Source organism: Pseudomonas sp. LBUM1641 (genome assembly GCF_059716235.1).
In genome coordinates this window covers 2,481,135-2,499,486 of the sequence record NZ_CP166815.1, presented here as the reverse complement: position 1 = coordinate 2,499,486, position 18,352 = coordinate 2,481,135, and the positions used below count along the sequence as shown (strand labels likewise).

18 protein-coding genes are annotated in these 18,352 nt (G+C 60.7%); 6 read left to right on the top strand and 12 right to left on the bottom strand.

Annotated features, from left to right (window positions below; all coding sequences use genetic code 11):
• Window position 1 precedes the first annotated feature (1 nt).
• The 5 genes from ACA046_RS11555 to ACA046_RS11535 form a co-directional block, all read right to left on the bottom strand.
• Window positions 2-877, bottom strand: a complete 876-nt coding sequence (locus tag ACA046_RS11555; protein ID WP_076014592.1) for an ABC transporter permease — start codon at window positions 875-877, stop codon at window positions 2-4.
• Window positions 874-1,830 (bottom strand): ABC transporter permease, encoded by a 957-nt coding sequence (locus ACA046_RS11550; protein ID WP_318301573.1) that lies wholly within the window; start codon window positions 1,828-1,830, stop codon window positions 874-876. The genes ACA046_RS11555 and ACA046_RS11550 overlap by 4 nt, the downstream gene beginning before the upstream one ends.
• 13 nt (window positions 1,831-1,843) lie before the next feature.
• Window positions 1,844-3,481: an ABC transporter substrate-binding protein gene (locus ACA046_RS11545; protein ID WP_497676547.1), complete on the bottom strand. Its 1,638-nt coding sequence runs from the start codon at window positions 3,479-3,481 to the stop codon at window positions 1,844-1,846.
• Window positions 3,482-3,576: 95 nt separating this feature from the next.
• The gene (locus ACA046_RS11540) at window positions 3,577-4,851 is read right to left on the bottom strand and encodes an NAD(P)/FAD-dependent oxidoreductase (RefSeq protein ID WP_497676546.1); all 1,275 of its coding nucleotides are present in this window, start codon (window positions 4,849-4,851) and stop codon (window positions 3,577-3,579) included.
• 21 nt (window positions 4,852-4,872) lie between these two features.
• Window positions 4,873-5,541: a haloacid dehalogenase type II gene (locus ACA046_RS11535; protein ID WP_459027775.1), complete on the bottom strand. Its 669-nt coding sequence runs from the start codon at window positions 5,539-5,541 to the stop codon at window positions 4,873-4,875.
• 499 nt (window positions 5,542-6,040) lie between these two features.
• On the opposite strand from ACA046_RS11535, the gene ACA046_RS11530 reads away from it, so the two are divergent.
• Complete coding sequence (locus tag ACA046_RS11530; RefSeq protein ID WP_459027773.1) at window positions 6,041-6,892, top strand: GNAT family N-acetyltransferase; 852 nt, start codon at window positions 6,041-6,043, stop codon at window positions 6,890-6,892.
• Between the two features lie 22 nt (window positions 6,893-6,914).
• The gene (locus ACA046_RS11525; protein WP_497676545.1) at window positions 6,915-7,628 is read left to right on the top strand and encodes a cupin domain-containing protein; all 714 of its coding nucleotides are present in this window, start codon (window positions 6,915-6,917) and stop codon (window positions 7,626-7,628) included.
• A gap of 8 nt (window positions 7,629-7,636) precedes the next feature.
• Here the strand turns inward: ACA046_RS11525 and ACA046_RS11520 are convergent, their stop codons facing one another.
• A complete protein-coding gene (locus ACA046_RS11520) occupies window positions 7,637-8,521 on the bottom strand; it encodes a LysR family transcriptional regulator (RefSeq protein WP_459027769.1) in 885 nt (294 codons plus the stop codon).
• Between the two features lie 95 nt (window positions 8,522-8,616).
• Here ACA046_RS11520 and ACA046_RS11515 point away from each other — a divergent pair, with 95 nt between their 5' ends.
• The 4 genes from ACA046_RS11515 (at window position 8,617) to ACA046_RS11500 (ending at window position 13,379) form a co-directional block, all read left to right on the top strand.
• Entirely contained in the window at window positions 8,617-9,753 is a 1,137-nt protein-coding gene (locus tag ACA046_RS11515) for a DSD1 family PLP-dependent enzyme (protein ID WP_497676544.1), read from the top strand.
• On the top strand, window positions 9,743-10,927 hold the full coding sequence (locus ACA046_RS11510) for an NAD(P)/FAD-dependent oxidoreductase (protein ID WP_497676543.1): 1,185 nt from the start codon (window positions 9,743-9,745) through the stop codon (window positions 10,925-10,927). The genes ACA046_RS11515 and ACA046_RS11510 overlap by 11 nt, the downstream gene beginning before the upstream one ends.
• Entirely contained in the window at window positions 10,924-11,769 is an 846-nt protein-coding gene (locus tag ACA046_RS11505) for a GNAT family N-acetyltransferase (RefSeq protein WP_497676542.1), read from the top strand. The genes ACA046_RS11510 and ACA046_RS11505 overlap by 4 nt, the downstream gene beginning before the upstream one ends.
• A gap of 146 nt (window positions 11,770-11,915) precedes the next feature.
• On the top strand, window positions 11,916-13,379 hold the full coding sequence (locus tag ACA046_RS11500) for an aldehyde dehydrogenase family protein (protein WP_497676541.1): 1,464 nt from the start codon (window positions 11,916-11,918) through the stop codon (window positions 13,377-13,379).
• Between the two features lie 66 nt (window positions 13,380-13,445).
• On the opposite strand, the gene ACA046_RS11495 is transcribed toward ACA046_RS11500, so the two are convergent.
• The 6 genes from ACA046_RS11495 to ACA046_RS11470 form a co-directional block, all read right to left on the bottom strand.
• Window positions 13,446-13,832: a nuclear transport factor 2 family protein gene (locus ACA046_RS11495; RefSeq protein ID WP_459027759.1), complete on the bottom strand. Its 387-nt coding sequence runs from the start codon at window positions 13,830-13,832 to the stop codon at window positions 13,446-13,448.
• Window positions 13,833-13,891: 59 nt separating this feature from the next.
• Complete coding sequence (locus ACA046_RS11490) at window positions 13,892-14,272, bottom strand: nuclear transport factor 2 family protein (protein ID WP_459027757.1); 381 nt, start codon at window positions 14,270-14,272, stop codon at window positions 13,892-13,894.
• A gap of 72 nt (window positions 14,273-14,344) precedes the next feature.
• Complete coding sequence (locus ACA046_RS11485; RefSeq protein ID WP_497676540.1) at window positions 14,345-15,088, bottom strand: SDR family oxidoreductase; 744 nt, start codon at window positions 15,086-15,088, stop codon at window positions 14,345-14,347.
• A 78-nt stretch (window positions 15,089-15,166) separates the two neighbouring features.
• Window positions 15,167-16,273, bottom strand: a complete 1,107-nt coding sequence (locus ACA046_RS11480) for an alkene reductase (protein WP_497676539.1) — start codon at window positions 16,271-16,273, stop codon at window positions 15,167-15,169.
• Window positions 16,274-16,330: 57 nt separating this feature from the next.
• A complete protein-coding gene (locus ACA046_RS11475) occupies window positions 16,331-16,912 on the bottom strand; it encodes a TetR/AcrR family transcriptional regulator (RefSeq protein WP_459027751.1) in 582 nt (193 codons plus the stop codon).
• Window positions 16,913-17,010: 98 nt separating this feature from the next.
• The gene (locus ACA046_RS11470; RefSeq protein ID WP_459027749.1) at window positions 17,011-18,270 is read right to left on the bottom strand and encodes a cation:dicarboxylate symporter family transporter; all 1,260 of its coding nucleotides are present in this window, start codon (window positions 18,268-18,270) and stop codon (window positions 17,011-17,013) included.
• Window positions 18,271-18,352: the final 82 nt, after the last annotated feature.

Genomic DNA, 18,352 nt, shown 5'->3' with positions numbered 1-18,352 from the left:
TTCAATGGCCTCCCGTGCGTCGACTACGGCGTGATGACAGGTAGTCGATCAGCAGATTCACACCGATGGTCAGTGTGCCAATGGCCAGCGCCGGAATGATGATGGCCAGCGCGCCCTGATTGAGGCCGCCGATGTTTTCGCGCACCAGCGAGCCGAGGTCGGCGTCTGGCGGTTGCACGCCGAGGCCGAGAAAACTCATGCCGCTGAGCAACAGCACGATGTAGCCGAACCGCAGGCCCAGGTCGGTCAATACCGGGTTGAGCATATTCGGCAGGATTTCCATGCACGCCACGTACAACCGGCCTTCGCCGCGAGTGCGCGCAACCTGCACGTACTCCAGGGCCTCGATATTGACCGCCATGCTGCGGGCAACGCGGAACGAGCCCGGGATGTAACTGATAACCGCCGTGCAGATCAGCAGCGTCACTGACGAGCCAAACGCCGAGACCATGATCAGCGCAAGCATTTTGCTTGGGATCGAGATAAAGGCATCCATGATGCGGCTGATGATCTCGTCCAGCCACTTGGGCGAGACCACGGAGAGCAGCGCACACCCGGTGCCGAAGGTGCTGGCCAACAACGCCGCCACCAGCGCCAGCCCAACGGTGAATCGCGCGCCCACCAATACCCGGCTGAGCATGTCGCGGCCCAGGTAATCGGTGCCGAACGGATGGGTGAGGCTGAAGCCTTCGAAGATGTTGTCGGACACCACTTCACCCACCGGGTGTGGCGCCAGCCAGGGGCCAAACAGCGCCACCAGCAACCAGGCGACGCACACCACGGCGCCCACCAGCCCCAGCCAGGACGGGCCGCTGGAAACCTTGGCGAGGGCCAGCGCGGAGGACACAGGCTTGGATTTCGCAATGATCGGGTTCATTGGTTTCTCAGCCTCGGATTGGACAGGATTGCGCACAAGTCGGCGATCAGCACCAACGCCAGGTAGGCCGCGCAGAACAACATGGTGCACGCCTGCACCAGCGCCATGTCACGGTTGGTCACGGCATCGACCATCAAGCTGGCAATGCCGGGATAATTGAAGATGGTTTCGACGATCACCACCCCACCCAACAGGTAGGACAGGCTCAGGGCGATGGCATTGGCAATCGGCCCGATGGCATTGGGCAAGGCATGGCGCAGCACAATGCGAATCGGGCTGACGCCCTTGAGTCGGGCCATTTCCACGTAGGGGCTGTCGAGTTGATCGATCACGGCGGCGCGGGTCATGCGCGCCATCTGCGCGACGATCACGCAGCACAGCGTCATCACCGGTAAGGCATAGGTGCGCATGAATTGCAGCGGCGAGGTGATGTCGCTGGCGTAAGACAGCGCCGACAACCAGCCGAGATTCACCGCGAAAATCAGCACCGCCAGGGTTGCCACCAGAAACTCCGGCACCGCGACCATCGCCAGGGTAATAAAGCTCAGGCAGCTGTCGATGCGCCCGCCCCGGCCCATCGCCGAGCCAATCCCCAGTACCAGTGCCACCGGCACCGAGACCAGCGCCGTAGCGCCCGCCAGCATCAGGGTGTTGGGCACCCGGCCCGCCATCAGTTCCCCCACCGGCATGGCGTTGGACACCGACACGCCCAGGTCGCCGGTGAGCAGGCTCATCAACCAGTGCAGGTAACGCAACACACCGGGCTGGTCCAGCCCCAGCTTGAGGCGCAGTGCCGCCACCTGCTCGGGGGTCGCGAACTGGCCGAGGGATTGCTGCGCCGCGTCTCCCGGCAGCACGGCCGTGATCGCGAACACGACCATGGACACGATCAACAAGGTCACGGCCCCGGCGCCGAAACGCCGGGCGATCAACCACAGTGTATTGCTATTCATCGCACTGCCCTCCTCACGCGTCCAACCACACCTGCTCGGCAAACATGTAGCCCATGAAACCGCCCAGCGGGTTGGTGCCGTAGCCTTTGATGCGCTGGTCGACACCGTCGATGTTGCTGATAAATACCGGTACACCGATACCGCAGTGGTCGTGCACCAGGGTCTGCATGTCGCCATACATTTTGGCGCGCTTGGCGTCATCGGTTTCGCCACGGGCCAGCATCAACAGCTGGTCGAACTGATCGTTCTGCCAGCCGGACTCGTTCCACGGCGCCTTGGACTGGAAGAACTGCGAGAACATCACGTCGGCATTCGGCCGCGGGTTGATGTTGCCGAAGCTCAACGGGTGCTTCATCCAGTGGTTGGACCAGTAGCCGTCGCTCGGCAGGCGGTTCACATCCAGCTTGAGCCCGGCCTGTTTCGCCGATTGCTGCAACAGCACGGCGATGTCCACCGAACCGGTGGCGGCAGGCGACGCCATGACGGGCATGGTGATGCTTTCCATGCCGGCTTTCTTCAGCAGGAACCTGGCTTTTTCCGGGTCGTAGACCGTCTGCGGCAGATCGGCGTTGAAGTAACGTGAACCCGGCGCGATCGGGTGGTCGTTACCGACCACGGCAAATCCCCGGAACACCGCAGACTTGACCTGCTCACGGTCGAGCAGCAGCTTCATGGCCTGGGTGAATTCCGGGCTTTTGCCGGGTAACTGGTCCTGGCGAATGATCAAGTCAGTGTAGTTGCCCGACGGCGCATCCACGACCCGGTGTTTGGCACTCGCGGCAATGCGCGTGGTGGAGCGCGGGTTGACCTCGTTGATCATGTGCACGTCGCCCGACAGCAGCGCGTTGACCCGCGATGGCTCGTCGGCGATGGCAATGAACTCGATCTCGTCGAGGTACGGCAAGCCCGGTTTCCAGTAGTTCTTGTTGCGCACGGCAATCGAGCGCACACCCGGTTTGAACTCACCGACAGTGAACGGGCCGGTGCCGATGCCTTTGTTGAAGTCGGTGGTGCCCTCGGGAACGATCAGCAAGTGCGACACGGCGAGGATCGACGGCAACTCGGCGTTGGGCGCGCTAAGGCGAATTTGCACCTCGTTCGGCCCGCTGGCCTTGATCTCGGCGAACTGCTCCATCAGCGGCATGACTTTGGAGCCGGTCAGCGGGTCTTTGTGGCGATTCAGGGAGAACACCACGTCGGCGGCCGTCAGGGACTTGCCATTGTGAAAGGTCACGTCTTTGCGCAGGGTGATGGTCCACACCGTGGCGTCGGTATTGTCGATGCGTTCAGCCAGTTCCAGTTGCGGCACCAGGTGCTTATCGAAACGGGTCAGGCCGTTGTAGAACATGTAGTGGCGTGCATAGTCGGTGGACAGCGCGCCCTTGGCCGGGTCGAGCGTGTCGGCGGTGGAGCTGGACATGCCGGCGACACGGATCTTGCCACCGGGTTTGCCTTTGCCCTCAACGGCAGCTTCATCGGCGAACAACTTGCCGGCACTGCCGAACAGGCTGCCCGCACCGGCTGCGGCCACACCGGCAACGCCCAGCATTTGCAAAGCGTTACGGCGTGACATGCCGCGGTTGAGACTTTCGAACACCCGCAGGCTTTCCTGGCCGGAAATGAGCTCGGGTGTGTTTTTGTTGTCAGTCATAGCAAGGCTACCTGTCGATAATCGGGAGAATCGAGTGCTCACGGATGTCCGGAGCGTCCTGGAAACGCAAACGACGGTGACGCAACAACGGCAACTCAGTGCAAGTAGTCCTGGAAACGGTAATAGGCGCCCACGAACGGCAGGAACCAGGGTTTGCCGAAATGCCCGGGAATCGCCGGCCACTCCAGTTCACGCCACGGGTTGGCCGCCGTGTTGCCCGCCATGACGTCGGCCATGACCTGGCCCATGTGCACCGACATCTGCACGCCATGGCCGCTGTAGCCCATGGAATGGAACACGCCGCCATGCTGGCCGGCGCGGGGCAGGCGGTCGGACGTCATGTCCACCAGGCCGCCCCAGCAGTAGTCGATCTTCACGTGCGCCAACTGCGGGAACATATTCAGCATCGCCGCTTGCAGCACCTTGCCGCTCTTGGCGTCGGAGACGCTGTCAGACATGGCAAACCGTGCACGCCCGCCAAACAGCAGGCGGTTGTCCGGCGTCAGGCGAAAGTAGTTGCCGATCATGCGACTGGTCACATAGGCGCGGCGCAGCGGCAGCAACTGATCGATCAGCGCTTGGGGCAAGACCTCGGTGGCGATGACAAAACTGCCCACCGGCACAATGCGCCGGCGGTACCAGCCGAGGTCACCATGCTGGCAGGCGCCGGTGGCCAGCAACACTTGCCCGGCGTGCAGCGACCCCTTGGCGGTGTTGACCTGATAACCGCCGGCCTGGGCCTTCCAGTCCTTGACCTCGGTGTGCTCGTAAATCATCGCGCCGTGCCGCGCGGCCGCTTCGGCCAACCCCACACCAAAGCGCCCCACATGCATCTGCACGCCGTTGCGTTGCAGCAAGCCGCCGTGGAACTGCGCCGAGTTGACTTCGGCGTGGGTCTGCTCGGCGGTGAGCAATTCGACGTCGGCGTCCACCTCCCGGCGGATCAGCTCACAAGTGCGGGCCAGGCCTTCGTAATGCAGGGGCTTGGCCGCCAGCTTGAGCTTGCCGTTGCGCACCAGGTCGCAGGCGATCTTTTCCTGCTCGACCAGCGAAACCACGGAGTGCACCGCACTTTCATAGGCCTGGTAATAAGCGCGGGCCTTATCGGCGCCGAGGCTGGCGTGCAAACCGGCATAGTCCTGAGCCACCCCGGTGTTGCACTGCCCACCGTTGCGGCCCGAGGCTTCCCCGATCACTCGCCCGGCGTCCAATACCACTACGCTGGCGCCCTTGAGCGCCAACGCCCGCGCCGCCGCAAGGCCAGTGAACCCACCGCCGACCACTGCAACATCGACCTGCTTGGGCAAGCCGCCCGGATGGGCACCGGTAAATGCCGGTGCGGTGTCTAGCCAATAGGATTCACTGCCCATGCTTTACCCCTTGGTGTGCTGTTACAGACCGACCAACGCTGGCAGCCCACCGATATCGGTGATCTGCTGGTAACCGTAAAACGCATTGCCTGGCACTTCGTGGCCACGGGCAACAAACGCCTTGTTTTTGATCTTCATGTCATGGGCCGGCATCAGGTCATAACGGAAGCTGGAAGACACATGCAAGATGTCGTCCGGGCCGCAACCCAGGTTATCGAGCATGAATTCGAAGGCGGCCAGGCGCGGCTTGTAGGCCTGGGCCTGTTCGGCAGTGAATACTTTGTGGAACGGCGCGCCGAGCTTGTCGACGTTGGACATGATCTGACTGTCGCTGGCGTTGGAGAAGATCACCAAGGGAATCTTGTCGGCAATCTTCGACAGACCGGCCGGCACGTCCGCGTGGGGGCCCCAGGTCGGCACGGCGTCGTAATACAGCTGGCCTTCCTCGCGATACTCGATGCCCCAGCGCTTGCAGGTACGGGCCAGGGCGGTCTTGAGAATTTCGTCGTAGGGGCGCCAGTCGCCCATGACCTGGTCGAGGCGGTAGGCGGAGAAGTCCTTGACGAACTGGTCCATCTGCCCAGGGCTGATGCGATCGGCGAAGAGCTCGCGGGTCATGGTGCCCATATGAAAGTTGGTCAGCGTACCGTAGCAGTCGAACGTAATGAATTTGGGACGAAGAAAGCTCATGGAGTGCGGTCCTGAAGTTCGTTGAGTGTGACAAGCGTTCACTGCCCTGGCGGCGCGTACGCCTCGTTGCAGCACAGGTTCATTACACCACTGTGAAATCAGCATATGCCGTCTAAAAAGACCTTCACTCAATACAAACCACCGTTTTGGTGGCCGGGCTCAGCAGACTTTGCGGTGCGCGCCAGGCTTGGGCAGGGCCTGTGTTTGTGCGCTTTATGGGGGCTTTCAGGGGCAGAAAGGCTTAAGGACGGGGGTGGAGGCGGCAGAAAGTGTGGCTGGCCGGGATTGCGTACATTGCCGTGACCGCGCAAGGAAGATGTACCCGGAAAAGCTCCTTGGCATTTGCTGCTGCACCCCCACCCCAATTAAGTAGTAACTGTGGCCGCGCAACACACTGCCCAAGGAATCTACCGAATATTCCCGACCCACTTGCCAGCCTCTAAAACAGGTGGGATACAAGCAGCCTCGTGCTGCACAAAACGCTCTATGGAGGCTCGCCATGTCCGCCCTGCCACACCCTGCTTATGTATACCGCCCGATGACCGCGGCCGATTTGCCGGCCGCCCATGCCTTGTCGGTGCAACTCAAATGGCCTCACCGCCTGGAAGACTGGGCCATGTTGCAACGTGTCAGCGACGGTTTCGTGGTGATGGATGGCGAGCGCCTGATCGGCAGCGCCTTCACCTGCCCCCAGGGCGACTACGCCACCATCGGCCTGGTGATCGTCAGCAATGACTACCAGGGCCAGGGCATCGGCCGTCGCTTGATGGAAAAAGCCCTCGCCGCGTGCGATGCGCGCACGCCGGTCCTCAACGCCACCCTCGCCGGCGCCCCGCTGTATACCAGCCAGGGGTTCGTCGAATTTGGGCGGGTGCAGCAGCATCAGGGCCAGGCATTAGTACCCGCCCTGCCGGGACTGGCCGATGGCGAAACCTGCCGCGCCCTGCACGCCGACGACCACCCCAGCCTGCTCGCGCTGGCCAAAGCCGCCAGTGGCCTGGACCGCCGCGAAGTACTGCGCGACCTGCAGGTGGAACACGCGGTGGGCATCGAGCGCGACGGCCAACTACGCGGCTTCGCCCTGCTGCGGCTGTTTGGTCGTGGGCGCTGCATTGGCCCGGTGGTTGCCGAAAACATCGATCAGGCCAAGCACTTGATCGCGGTACTGCTGGCCCAGGTGCCGGATGCCTTTGTCCGCATCGACATTCCCGTCGCCTGCGGCCTCAGCGACTGGCTCGAACACGCCGGGCTGAAGAACATCGACACCGTCGCGCAGATGGCTCTGGGCACGCCGCCCCGGGCCAGCCACGGCGTACACCCCTTTGCCCTGATCACCCAGGCGATCGGCTGACTTTCCTCCCGGAGCATTCCCCATGTCATCTCCCCGTATCCTGCTGTTGGCTCGCGCCGACGGCAGCCGCGTTGCCACGTCTTTCAATACCGGCGCCTTGAGCGCGCTGGACCCCTTCGGCGACACCCGCCAACTCGCCTGGCTGGGCGATGATGGCGTGTCCGCAGGGCTGGTGACCTTTAGCGGCGAAGCCGTGATCGAAGACTTCCCCCACAGCGAAACACTGGTGGTGAACGCAGGCCATGTGGTGCTCGGCAGCGCAGACCAGACACTGGAGCTGGGGGTCGGCAGCAGCGCCGTGATCGGTCGTGGCACACGCCTTACGGTGCAGACGAGCGCAGGCAGCCAATGGGCGTTCTGCGCCGTCGACCAAGCCGATGCTCCGGCGCGCCCGGGCCTGACCTTGCTTGCCCCGCATACCCTGCTCAATCCCTCCGCCGCGCCCGAGCCACAGATCCTGATCGGCCCTACCCCGCAGTGCCGCGCGTTCAACCTGTTCGATGATGAGGTCACTGAGCTGCGCATCGGCATCTGGGACTCGACGCCCTACGCCCGCCACGGCCGCCCGCACAAACTGCATGAATTGATGCACCTGCTCGAAGGCAGCGTCACGCTGCAAGACGACGAGGGAATTGCGGTGACGGTCAACCGTGGCGACACGGTATTCGTGGCCAAAGGAGCGCCGTGTGCCTGGAACAGCACGGTGTATGTACGCAAGGTCTACGCCGTGAAATAAGGCGCAAATCAGGCTTTAAGCGCCTCCTCCATAAACGCCACCAATGCTTGGACGCGCGGGCTGCGAAGCTTGCGCGACGGCACCAGGAGGATGATCGGCGCACTGTCAAAACTCCAGTCTGCCAACACGCGCACCAGGCTGCCGCTGGCAACGGCGTCGCTGACATCCCACTGCGAACGCAGCACCAACCCCAAGCCTTGCTCGGCCCATCGCCGGGCAACGCTGCCATCGTTGCTCAGCAACGCCGGCTCCACGCGCAGCGTCTTGCGACCCTGCCCTTTACGCAGGTGCCAGAGCGTGACGTCTTCATCATTTTCACGAATGCAAATGCAGCGATGGGACACCAGTTCATCCGGTGATGAAGGCACACCGTGCGCTTGCAGATAGGCTGGGCTCGCGCATAACCAGCGCTCGTTTGGCGTGAGCGGCCGCGCTGTCCACAGGCTGTCATTGAGATGGCCGATGTGAATCACCGCATCGCTGTCATGACGATCAGGCCAGGGGGTCTCGCGTAAATCCAGGTGCAGGCACAGCTGTGGGTGAATTCGGGCAAAACGTGCCAACAGCGGTGCGACTCGCTGCCGACCATAGCCAAATGGCGCCGCCAACCTCAAGGTGCCCACCAGCGTTTCATCCTGTTGCCTGAAAGACTCCGGCAGTGCTTCAAGCTGCTCCAGCAGCAGCGCACTTTCCCGCGAGAACCGCTCGCCATCTGCCGTAAGGCTGAGGCGTCGGGCATCGCGATTGGCCAGGGTCAGCCCCAGGAACGTCTCCAGCTTTCGCAGGCGCATGGAGAGCGCCGGCGGGGTGACGTTCAGGGCTCTGGCCGCAGCGCTCAGTGATTCAGAGCGCGCAAGGGTGACGGCCAACCGCAAGTCTTCGATGGAAATCATTCAATTTTACTTAATGATTGATTAGCCATGATTGAACCACAACTTAAGGACAGCTGAGTAGAGTTCAGGGTGTACCCAGCCACTTGAGTCCCGCCATGTCCATGCAGATTGCCACCCTAGACACGCCTGCCGCGCTCATCGACCTTACGCGAATGCAGCACAACATCCAGCGTATGCAACAGCGCATGGGCACCCTTGGCGTACGTTTGCGCCCGCACATCAAAACCAGCAAGTGCTTGCCGGTGATCCAGGCACAGATTGACGCAGGCGCCAGCGGCGTCACGGTTTCCACCCTCAAAGAAGCCGAGCATTGTTTCGCCGCAGGCATCAGCGATGTGTTCTACGCCGTCGCCATCGCACCGGGCAAGCTGCCTCAGGCCCTGGCGCTGCGGCGCAAAGGCTGCAACTTGAGCCTGCTCACCGACAGCGTCTCAGGCGCCAGCGCCCTCGTCGCGTTCGCGCAGCAACATGACGAACACTTCGACGTATGGATCGAAATCGATTGCGACGGCCATCGCTCAGGCCTGGCCGCGCAAGACCCTGTGCTGATTGACGTGGCGCACATCCTCAACGACGGCGGTATGCGCCTGCGGGGGGTGATGACCCACGCGGGTTCCAGTTACGAGCTGGACACCCTTGAAGCCCTGCAAGCGCTGGCCGAACAGGAACGTGCCCTCTGTGTACGCGCCGCCCACAACATTCGCGAAACCGGGCTGGCGTGCTCCGAGGTCAGCATCGGCTCAACCCCCACGGCCCTCTCGGCCCTGAACCTGGACGGGGTCACCGAAGTACGGGCGGGCGTGTATGTGTTTTTTGACCTGGTGATGCGCAACATTGGCGTGTGCCAGGCCGACGAGTTGGCACTCAGCGTACTGACCACGGTGATCGGCCATCAGCCGGACAAAGGCTGGATCATCACCGACGCCGGCTGGATGGCCATGAGCCGTGACCGTGGCACACAGCGCCAGCGCCAGGACTTCGGTTATGGCCAAGTGTGTACCGAAGCCGGAGACTGGATCGACGGTGCGCTGCTCACGGGCGCCAACCAGGAACATGGCATCGTCACCCTGGGCACCACCGCCAGTGACGACGTTGCTACACGCTTCCCCATCGGTAGCCGGCTGCGCATCCTTCCCAACCATGCCTGCGCCACTGGCGCGCAGTTCCCGGACTATCACGCCGTGGACGCCAAAGGCGACGTACACACCTGGAGCCGCCTCCATGGCTGGTAATCAATCCGGTTCGAAAAGCCAGGTGCTGATTATCGGTGGCGGCATCATGGGCGCCTCGTCGGCGTTTTTCCTGCGGCGGCGCGGCTGCTCGGTCACGCTGCTGGAACGCGACCAGATCGGTCAGTACGCCAGCGGTGTGAACTTCGGCAACGTGCGCCGCCAGGGCCGCTACCTGGGGCAACTGGAGCTGGCCAATCGTTCCTGGGCGTTGTGGAAACGCCTGCCCGAGCTGATCGATGACGACCTGGAGTTCATCCCCAGTGGCCACATGCGCGTGTGCTATCGCGAAGATGAAATCGCTGAACTTGAGGCCTACGCCGCCGCGCCGGAAGCCGCGCAACTGGACTTGAAAATCTATCGTGGCGCCGAGCTGCACCGGCGCTTTGGTTTCCTCGGCCCGGACGTGAAGGGCGGCTCCTATGCCCCTCACGATGGTCACGCCAACCCGCGCCTCGCCGCGCCGGCGTTTGCCCGTGCAGCCCGGCGTCTCGGGGCACAGATCGAGGAAAAGACCGAAGTCGCCGACGTGGAAAAGGTCAATGGTTTATTCCATGTCACCACCACCGATGGGCAGTTGTTCGTCGCCGAGCAACTGTTGATTACCGCCGGTGCCTGGGCTGCCCGCTTGTCCGAGCGCTTTGGTGAGCCGGTGCCGCTGGAGCCCAACGGCCCGCAGATGTCAGTCACCGAACCGGTGCCCTACACATTGCCGACCGTGATCGGTGTGTTCACCAAAATCAAGGAAGAGGTGATCTACTTCCGCCAGATCCCGCGCGGCAACATCATCATCGGCGGCGGCAACCGCTGTAAGCCGGACATGATCAACCGACGGGCGTTTTTCAAACCCGAGAGCCTGCTCAACCAGATGCGCCAAATGCGGCGACTGTTACCGGGGGCCGAAAAGCTGAACATCATCCGCGTGTGGAGCGGTATCGAGAGCTACACACCGGACTCCCTACCGGTGATGGGCCCGAGCGGTAGCGTAGACGGCTTGTTTTATGCTTTCGGTTTCTGTGGCCACGGCTTCCAGCTTGGCCCCGGCGTGGGGGATGTAATGGCCGAGCTGATCAGCACCGGCAGTACCAGCACCTTGATCAGCCCCTTCGATATCCGGCGGTTTACCCAACCCTCTACGGTGCCTGCAAACGCCCCCACTACAGGAAAACTGATATGAGCCACGCTTACGTTTATCGCACAGCCACCGCCGCCGACATGCCCGCCGCCCACGCGCTGTCCGTGCACCTGAAATGGCCTCACCGCGAGGAAGATTGGGCGATGGTGCAACGCACGTCCGAAGGCTTTGTCGCTGAACATGACGGTAAATTAGTGGGCGTGGCGTTCGCCTGCCATCAGGGGGCTTATTCCTCCATCGGCCTGGTGATTGTGAGCGAGCAACACCAGGGCAAAGGCATCGGGCGCCAGCTGATGAACCTGTGCCTGGACGCTACGGCCCCGCGTACGCCAATCCTCAATGCAACCGAGTCAGGAGCACCGCTGTACACCAGCCTGGGCTTCGTCGACTTTGCGCACATTCAGCAACATCAGGGCGTACCGCAAGCTCCGGCACCAATGCCCTTGACCCGGCATGCCCACTGTCGCGTATTGAGCCTGGCTGATTACCCGACGGTGATCAAACTGGCCAATGCCGGCAGCGGCCTGGACCGCACCGAGGTACTCAACGACCTGCTGCCCACTGCCGAGCACGTGGTTGGCATTGAGGTCGAAGGGCAACTCAACGGTTGTGCCCTGCTCCGCCGATTTGGTCGTGGCCATATCATTGGTCCTGTCGTTGCACACAATCAGGAACAGGCCCGACAGTTGATCACTCACCTGCTGCGGTTGATCCCGGGTCAGTTCGTGCGCTTCGACATTCCCACCGCCTGTGGTTTGGCCGACTGGCTGGAGAGCCTGGGGCTGCCATGCGTCGACAAAGCGCCGCGAATGGTACTCGGGCAGCCCCCGCAATCAAGCGGCGGCATCACCCAGTTTGCGCTGGTGACGCAAGCAATCGGCTAGGTCGCAAAGCCAGCCTGCCAGATTCAGCAGATTATCCCTTGCAGCGTTGAATAACGGCATCTTTGGGCTGAGACCTTTTGCTAGCTTAGCGAGACACCGGACCTTGCTGTTCGCACCGCCCATTACCGCTCCAGGGAGCCAGTTGAATGACCAAATACGCGTCGAACAGCCACAGCATTGTTACGCAACCGTCTGAGCAGTTTTATATCGACGGGTGCTGGGTTTCCCCGGTCATTGCGGCCAGTTTGCCGGTGGTGAATCCGGCCACTGAGGAGGTGGTTGCACAGGTCGCAAGCGGGTCTGCCGAGGATGTGGATCGGGCCGTCGCGGCAGCACGTGCGGCGTTTGCCGGTTGGTCTGCAACGCCCGCGGCGTCCAGGGCGCTGGTGCTTGGGAAAATCCACGAACTTATCCTTGAGCGCAAAGAGCAACTTGCACAGGCGCTCTCCCTGGAAATGGGCGCCGCCATCGGCTTCGCTCGGGCGATGCAGGTGCCGTTGGCGGCAGAGCACGTCCGGGTCGCCCGTGACTTGCTCACCCGCTATCGCTTCCAGACGGTGGAAGGCGGTACCGCCATCCAGCGCGAACCCATAGGCGTCTGCGGTCTTATCACGCCGTGGAACTGGCCGTTGTATCAGATCACCGCCAAAGTCGCCCCGGCCATCGCTGCCGGTTGCACCGTGGTCTTGAAACCCAGCGAACTGTCGCCGCTGAGTGCCCTGCTGTTCGCACAACTGGTGCATGACGCAGGGCTGCCGCCTGGGGTGTTCAACCTGGTCAATGGAAGCGGTGCCCAGGTCGGCGCAGCCATGGCGGCACATCCGGATATCGACATGATCTCAATCACCGGCTCCAACCGCGCAGGCGCGCTGGTTGCCCAAGCGGCAGCCCCAACGGTGAAACGCGTCACCCAGGAACTGGGGGGCAAGTCTCCGAATGTGCTGCTGCCCGATGCCGACTTCGCCAAGGCCGTACCACTGGGGGTGATGTCCGCGTTTCGCAACGTCGGGCAATCGTGCAGCGCGCCGACCCGCATGATCGTGCCAAAAAACCGCTTGGCCGAGGTCGAAGCCCTGGCGGCGGCGACCGCGAATGCGCTCATCGTTGGCGACCCGCAATCGGAAGAAACGCAATTGGGCCCCATCGCCAACGAAGCCCAGTTCAATCGCGTCCAGGCGATGATCCAGGCAGGCCTCGACGAGGGTGCGAAACTGGTGTGCGGTGGGCCTGGGCGTGTGCTGGGTTTTGACAATGGGTTCTATACCCGCCCCACGGTTTTCTCCGAAGTGAATAGCGCCATGCGCATTGCCCAGGAAGAAATCTTCGGCCCGGTGCTGTGCATCATTGCGTATGAGACGGTAGATGAAGCCGTCGCCATCGCCAACGACACGGTATACGGCCTGGGCGCCCACGTTCAGGGCCACGACTTGACGCAGGCACGTGCCGTGGCGTCGCGTATTCGTGCGGGGCAAGTGCACCTGAACTACCCGGCGTGGAATCCGATGGCGCCGTTTGGTGGCTACAAGCGCTCAGGTAATGGTCGGGAGTATGGCGTGCAGGGGTTTGAGGAGTATCTGGAAACCAAGGCTATTATTGGGTTTGGGGAATGAGTTATGGGGCTGTGCCAATGAACAAGCTCCGATCCCGGCGTTGATTCAACCGGGATCGGGGAATGCTTAACCTTCGAACTGGTGATAAACCTTGGCGATGACCTTCCAGGTGCCGTCGATTTTGATCAGGGTCAGGTAGTCATTGTAGTCGGCACCGATCGCATCTTTTTCCATATCGACACGCACAACGGCGGTCGTGGGGGTGATCGCCAGTACGTCGAGCCGAGTGGCAATTCCTGGGGCGCTGCCGTTCTTCTGAACGAAATCAAACAGATTTTTGATCGGGCCACCGAGCAGCTCACCGTTTGTAAAACCGTACATCACAGCGTCTTTATGGAACGCTTGCGCAACGCCTTCTGCACTGCCCACACGCAGACCTTCAACGTATTGATTGGCGGTAGCGATGACAGCGTTGTACTCGGAAGTCGGTACAGCCTTGATGTTCTTCGACATGGTTCTGTCCTTCCATTAAGGGCGAGGTACAACACACCTCGCCAGAGGCGATCGAGGGATCACGCGCTGGGGTGGGTGTGGTAAATCTTGCTGACGATCGTCCACTTGCCTTCTACCTTCAGCAGATTGAAGAAGTCGGTGAAACGAAATCCCGAAACGTTGTCGGTATCGACGCGAGCACTGGCGGCAGTGTCCACGATGTCGATGCGAACGATCGCGGCTTTGGCTTCGGGAGAGGGGCGGAACACGTTGTCGATGACGTCGTACAGATTCTGGATCGCGCCGCCGACAAGCTTGTCGCCATCGACCCCAAACATCGTGGCCTGCTCGTTGAACGCGGGCTTCATCAAGGCACTGTCAGCCTTGGCACCGCCTTCGTTGTATTGGCTAAGCACTTCGACGATCGCGTTGTATTCCTGGACGTAAGTTGGATTGCTCATGATGGACTCCTGATTGAACGATTTTCCGATTACCCATCAGGTCTGGATGGGCGCAGCATGGCCAACCAACGATCACCAATCCTGGCGTGTCGGCGAGATGATCAGATCGTTGACGGTGACGTTTTCCGGCTGGTTGAGGGCGTAAATCACAGCACGGGCGATATCGTCAGGCGCAATGGCAATCCGGTTCAGCTCCTGAGCAGCCTTGCGCCCTTGAGGATCGCTGACCTTGTCGGCCCAGCCGGTGTTGATCACGCCGGGACTGACGGTGTTGACGCGGATGCCATGCTGGACGCCCAACTCCTTGCGCATGGATTCGGTCATGGCCTGGACGAAAAACTTGGTAGCGCTATAGACACCCGCCGCCGGCCCGACCTGATGACCTGCAACAGAGTCCATGTTGAGAATCTGCCCGGACTTCTGTTCCAGCATGAACGGCAGTACCGCGGCAGTGGCGTTGAGGTAACCCTTGATGTTCACATCGATCATCTTTCCCCAATCCTGCACGGCCAGATCGACCCAGTTGGAAAAGAGCATCAGGCCGGCGTTGTTGACCAAAATGTCCACGGCGCCGTAGGTGTCTTGCGCAAACTTCGCGAGAGCTTTGGTTTGATCCAGGTGGGTAACGTCTGTGGTGAAAGCAACCACGTCGCTGCCTGACTCACGCAGTTCGGCAACAAACGCTTCCAGCCCTCCCCGATCGAGTGCTGCCGCTACCACGCGCACGCCGTGTGCGGCGAGTGCACGAGTGGTGGCGGCGCCAATACCGGAAGATGCACCCGTGACGATGGCAACCTTGTTTTGCAGATAATTCATACTTGAGTACCTCCTGTGCGGCGAGATACTGCCGCGACGAAGCCTCCCCGCGCCGAGCTGACGCGAGGGGACCTTTTGTTAGTTAGAGTTGGCTGTTGGCCAGTCGGTGTAGCCCTTGGCACCTCCGCCGTAGTAACTCTCACGGGGCGCGATGGTCAGTTCGGCACCACGGCGCAGGCGCTCTACCAGGTCTGGATTGGCGATGAACAAACGCCCAAACGCTACCGCGTCGATCCGGCCTTGCGCCCGGCGTTCCAGCGCCATCTCCAGGTCATAATTGTTGTTACCAATGAACGACCCTTCGAACTGCGCACTCAGCGCGTCCAGATCCACCCCTTCTGGAACGGTGCGAGAAGTGGCGGTGGCGCCTTCGACGAAGTGCAGATAGGCGAGATTGAACCTGTTCAACTGCTGAATCAGGTAGCCGTAGGTCGCCATGACGTTGCTGTCAGGGGGAGTATTGCCTGCGTCAGGTGTCACCGGCGAAAGGCGGATCCCGACTCGGTCACTTCCCCAGATGGCTACCACGGCTTCGGTGACTTCAAGCGTCAGCCGCGACCGGTTCTCGATGGAGCCGCCGTACTGGTCAGCGCGCTGGTTGGTGGAATCGCGCAAGAACTGGTCGAGCAAATAGCTGTTGGCAGAATGGACTTCTACTCCATCAAAACCGGCGCGCTTGGCATTGTGGGCCGCGTGCCTGTATTGCTGGATGATCCCCGGGATCTCCGAAGTCTCAAGTGCCCGAGGCATGGACACTTCGACCATGCCATTGTTGGTGTAGGTAGTGCCTTCGGCCTTGATTGCCGAGGGAGCCACAGGTGCCTCGCCGTTTGGCTGTAACTCGACGCTGGAAAATCGGCCGACGTGCCACAGCTGACTGACGATTTTGCCGCCTGCCGCGTGCACTGCGTCTGTGACCTTTTTCCAGCCGGCGACCTGTTCTTCCGACCAGATTCCCGGCGTCATCGCATAACCGCGGCCCTGGGCAGAAATGTTCGTGGCCTCGGCGATGATCAAGCCTGCGCCTGCTCGCTGGGCGTAATAGGTGGCGTGCAGTTCATTCGGCACTCCATCGTCTGCCATCCGGCTGCGTGTCAGTGGAGCCATGACTATACGGTTGGCCAGTTGCAAGGCGCCCATTTGCGTGGGCGAAAAAAGGTCGGTGTTATGACTGTTATCAATCATGCTAAATACCTCAAATATTAGACCGGTCGTCTAGTAACCTGATCAAAAAAAACGCCCCTAGCTGAGCAGGCGTTTACTTGTGATCAGCGCGGTTTCAAAGGGGGCCGTGGTTTTCTTGACCTTGACCAACAGCGAGGCGCCAAGCCATAGCTGATACAGCGATTCGGCTAAGGTAACCGCGTCCTGCGTCTGCGAAATGGAACCATCGGCCATGCCCTGCTCGACGCAACGCATGATCCGCTGAATGATCAGCGCGGTGCCTTCTTCCAGCACCGTACGCATGTCTTCCGACAAGTCGCAGACTTCAGCGCCCAGCTTCACCACCAGGCATTTCTCCTCGGGATGATCGAACGCTTGTGTCTTTGCCCAGTAGTGCAGATAGCCCAGCAGCCGCTCGGCGCCGGTTCCCTCTGCGGCCATCACGATATCGACGCGCCCGATGTACTCCTGAAAATACTCTTCGAGCAGCGCCTGGCCGAATTCTTCTTTCGAGCGGAAGTAGTGATAGAACGACCCTTTGGGTACGCCAGCGGTTGTCAGCACTTCCGACAACCCCACGGCGGTATAACCCTTGTTGGTCATCAGCGACTTGGCCACATCGATGATGTGCTGTCGCATATCTTGCATAGGTTTCTTCATAGGGAAGGCAGCCTACACAAAACTAGACCGGTCGTCTAGTAACTCTCGCCCGCGCCCGATGAGCACGGTTGACCTTTGCGCTTCCTTCTCGTGGATTGCTACGCTTTTTGCGCGACCTGATTGCCTCGTGAAGGCTCAAGCACCGCCCTCTCCCACTTGGCGATAACCAAAGGTGCAATGGCATTACCCAGCACGTTCAGCGTGGTGGTTCCGCTATCGATAATCCTGAAGATCCCCGCGATAAGTGCGACCCCTTCCAATGGAAGACCGGCGGAGGCCAAGGTCGCTGACAAGATAATGATGGCGAATCCAGGCACCCCGGCTGCACCTTTGGAGGTCAGCACCATCGTCACCACCAGCAAGATTTGCTGAGACAGTGATAGATCAATTCCATAAAGTTGAGCGACAAAAATCGTCGCAACGCCCAGGAAAATCGATGCACCGTCCAGATTGAACGCATACCCCACCGGCACCACAAAACTGACGATCCGACGCGGTACACCATAGCTTTCCAGTTTGCTCATCAGCTGAGGCATGACGGCTGCCGATGCGGCACTCGAGAACGCGAGAATCAGCTCATTTCGGAAATACTTGATCAACTTGAAAATGTTCTCGCCGATCAGATAGCAGATCCCGCCGAGCACCACCAAGGCAAAGACAATCAGGGCCAGGTAAACCACTCCAATCAGCTTGAGCAAGGGCAATAGCGAGGCAAAACCAAAGGTCGCAACAGTAGCGCCGATCATGCCGAATACACCTATGGGGGCGTACGCCATGACGATTGAGACGACTTTAAACATCGCATCGGAAATACCTTGAACCACCGCAACCACTGGCGCGCTTTTATCTCTAGGTAACGCGTTCAGGGCCATGCCGAACAGGACAGCGAAGAACAGTACCGACAGCAGCTTCGCCTCCGACATCGCAACGAAAATATTGTCGGGGACAATGTTCTGCACAATGATGAGGGCGCCCTTCGAAGGTTCCATCGTGATGGATGCGGAGCTGTGCGTGATGCCCGAAATATCGGTCCCCGTACCAGGCTCGAAGATGTTTGCGAAACACAGACCCAGCACAATCGCCAGGCCGGTGATCGCAAAGAAATACCCCAGCGACTTGATGCCCATACGCCCAAATGACTTGTTATCTCCGCCTCCTGCAATGCCCAGGATCATGCAACAGAACACGATCGGCACAACCACCATTTTCATCATCTTGATGAAGATATCGCCAAGTGGTTTCAGGATTTCTGCACTGACCCACGATTGATACTGCGGATGCGTATTGAAATACCAACCGACGAGCACGCCAAGCAACAGCCCGGCAATGATTTGCCACACCAAGGGAATACGTTTCATGTCTAGCCTTCTTGTTGGAATGAAAGGACTGCATTAATTGGCAGTTGCTAGATTCATGAGCTTCCAGCTCACTTGAGTTCAA

Coding starts and splice junctions, on each gene's coding strand:
- ACA046_RS11555 (WP_076014592.1), bottom strand. CDS start 877: ATGAACCCGATCATTGCGAAATCCAAGCCTGTGTCCTCCGCGCTGGCC.
- ACA046_RS11550 (WP_318301573.1), bottom strand. CDS start 1,830: ATGAATAGCAATACACTGTGGTTGATCGCCCGGCGTTTCGGCGCCGGG.
- ACA046_RS11545 (WP_497676547.1), bottom strand. CDS start 3,481: ATGACTGACAACAAAAACACACCCGAGCTCATTTCCGGCCAGGAAAGC.
- ACA046_RS11540 (WP_497676546.1), bottom strand. CDS start 4,851: ATGGGCAGTGAATCCTATTGGCTAGACACCGCACCGGCATTTACCGGT.
- ACA046_RS11535 (WP_459027775.1), bottom strand. CDS start 5,541: ATGAGCTTTCTTCGTCCCAAATTCATTACGTTCGACTGCTACGGTACG.
- ACA046_RS11530 (WP_459027773.1), top strand. CDS start 6,041: ATGTCCGCCCTGCCACACCCTGCTTATGTATACCGCCCGATGACCGCG.
- ACA046_RS11525 (WP_497676545.1), top strand. CDS start 6,915: ATGTCATCTCCCCGTATCCTGCTGTTGGCTCGCGCCGACGGCAGCCGC.
- ACA046_RS11520 (WP_459027769.1), bottom strand. CDS start 8,521: ATGATTTCCATCGAAGACTTGCGGTTGGCCGTCACCCTTGCGCGCTCT.
- ACA046_RS11515 (WP_497676544.1), top strand. CDS start 8,617: ATGTCCATGCAGATTGCCACCCTAGACACGCCTGCCGCGCTCATCGAC.
- ACA046_RS11510 (WP_497676543.1), top strand. CDS start 9,743: ATGGCTGGTAATCAATCCGGTTCGAAAAGCCAGGTGCTGATTATCGGT.
- ACA046_RS11505 (WP_497676542.1), top strand. CDS start 10,924: ATGAGCCACGCTTACGTTTATCGCACAGCCACCGCCGCCGACATGCCC.
- ACA046_RS11500 (WP_497676541.1), top strand. CDS start 11,916: ATGACCAAATACGCGTCGAACAGCCACAGCATTGTTACGCAACCGTCT.
- ACA046_RS11495 (WP_459027759.1), bottom strand. CDS start 13,832: ATGTCGAAGAACATCAAGGCTGTACCGACTTCCGAGTACAACGCTGTC.
- ACA046_RS11490 (WP_459027757.1), bottom strand. CDS start 14,272: ATGAGCAATCCAACTTACGTCCAGGAATACAACGCGATCGTCGAAGTG.
- ACA046_RS11485 (WP_497676540.1), bottom strand. CDS start 15,088: ATGAATTATCTGCAAAACAAGGTTGCCATCGTCACGGGTGCATCTTCC.
- ACA046_RS11480 (WP_497676539.1), bottom strand. CDS start 16,273: ATGATTGATAACAGTCATAACACCGACCTTTTTTCGCCCACGCAAATG.
- ACA046_RS11475 (WP_459027751.1), bottom strand. CDS start 16,912: ATGAAGAAACCTATGCAAGATATGCGACAGCACATCATCGATGTGGCC.
- ACA046_RS11470 (WP_459027749.1), bottom strand. CDS start 18,270: ATGAAACGTATTCCCTTGGTGTGGCAAATCATTGCCGGGCTGTTGCTT.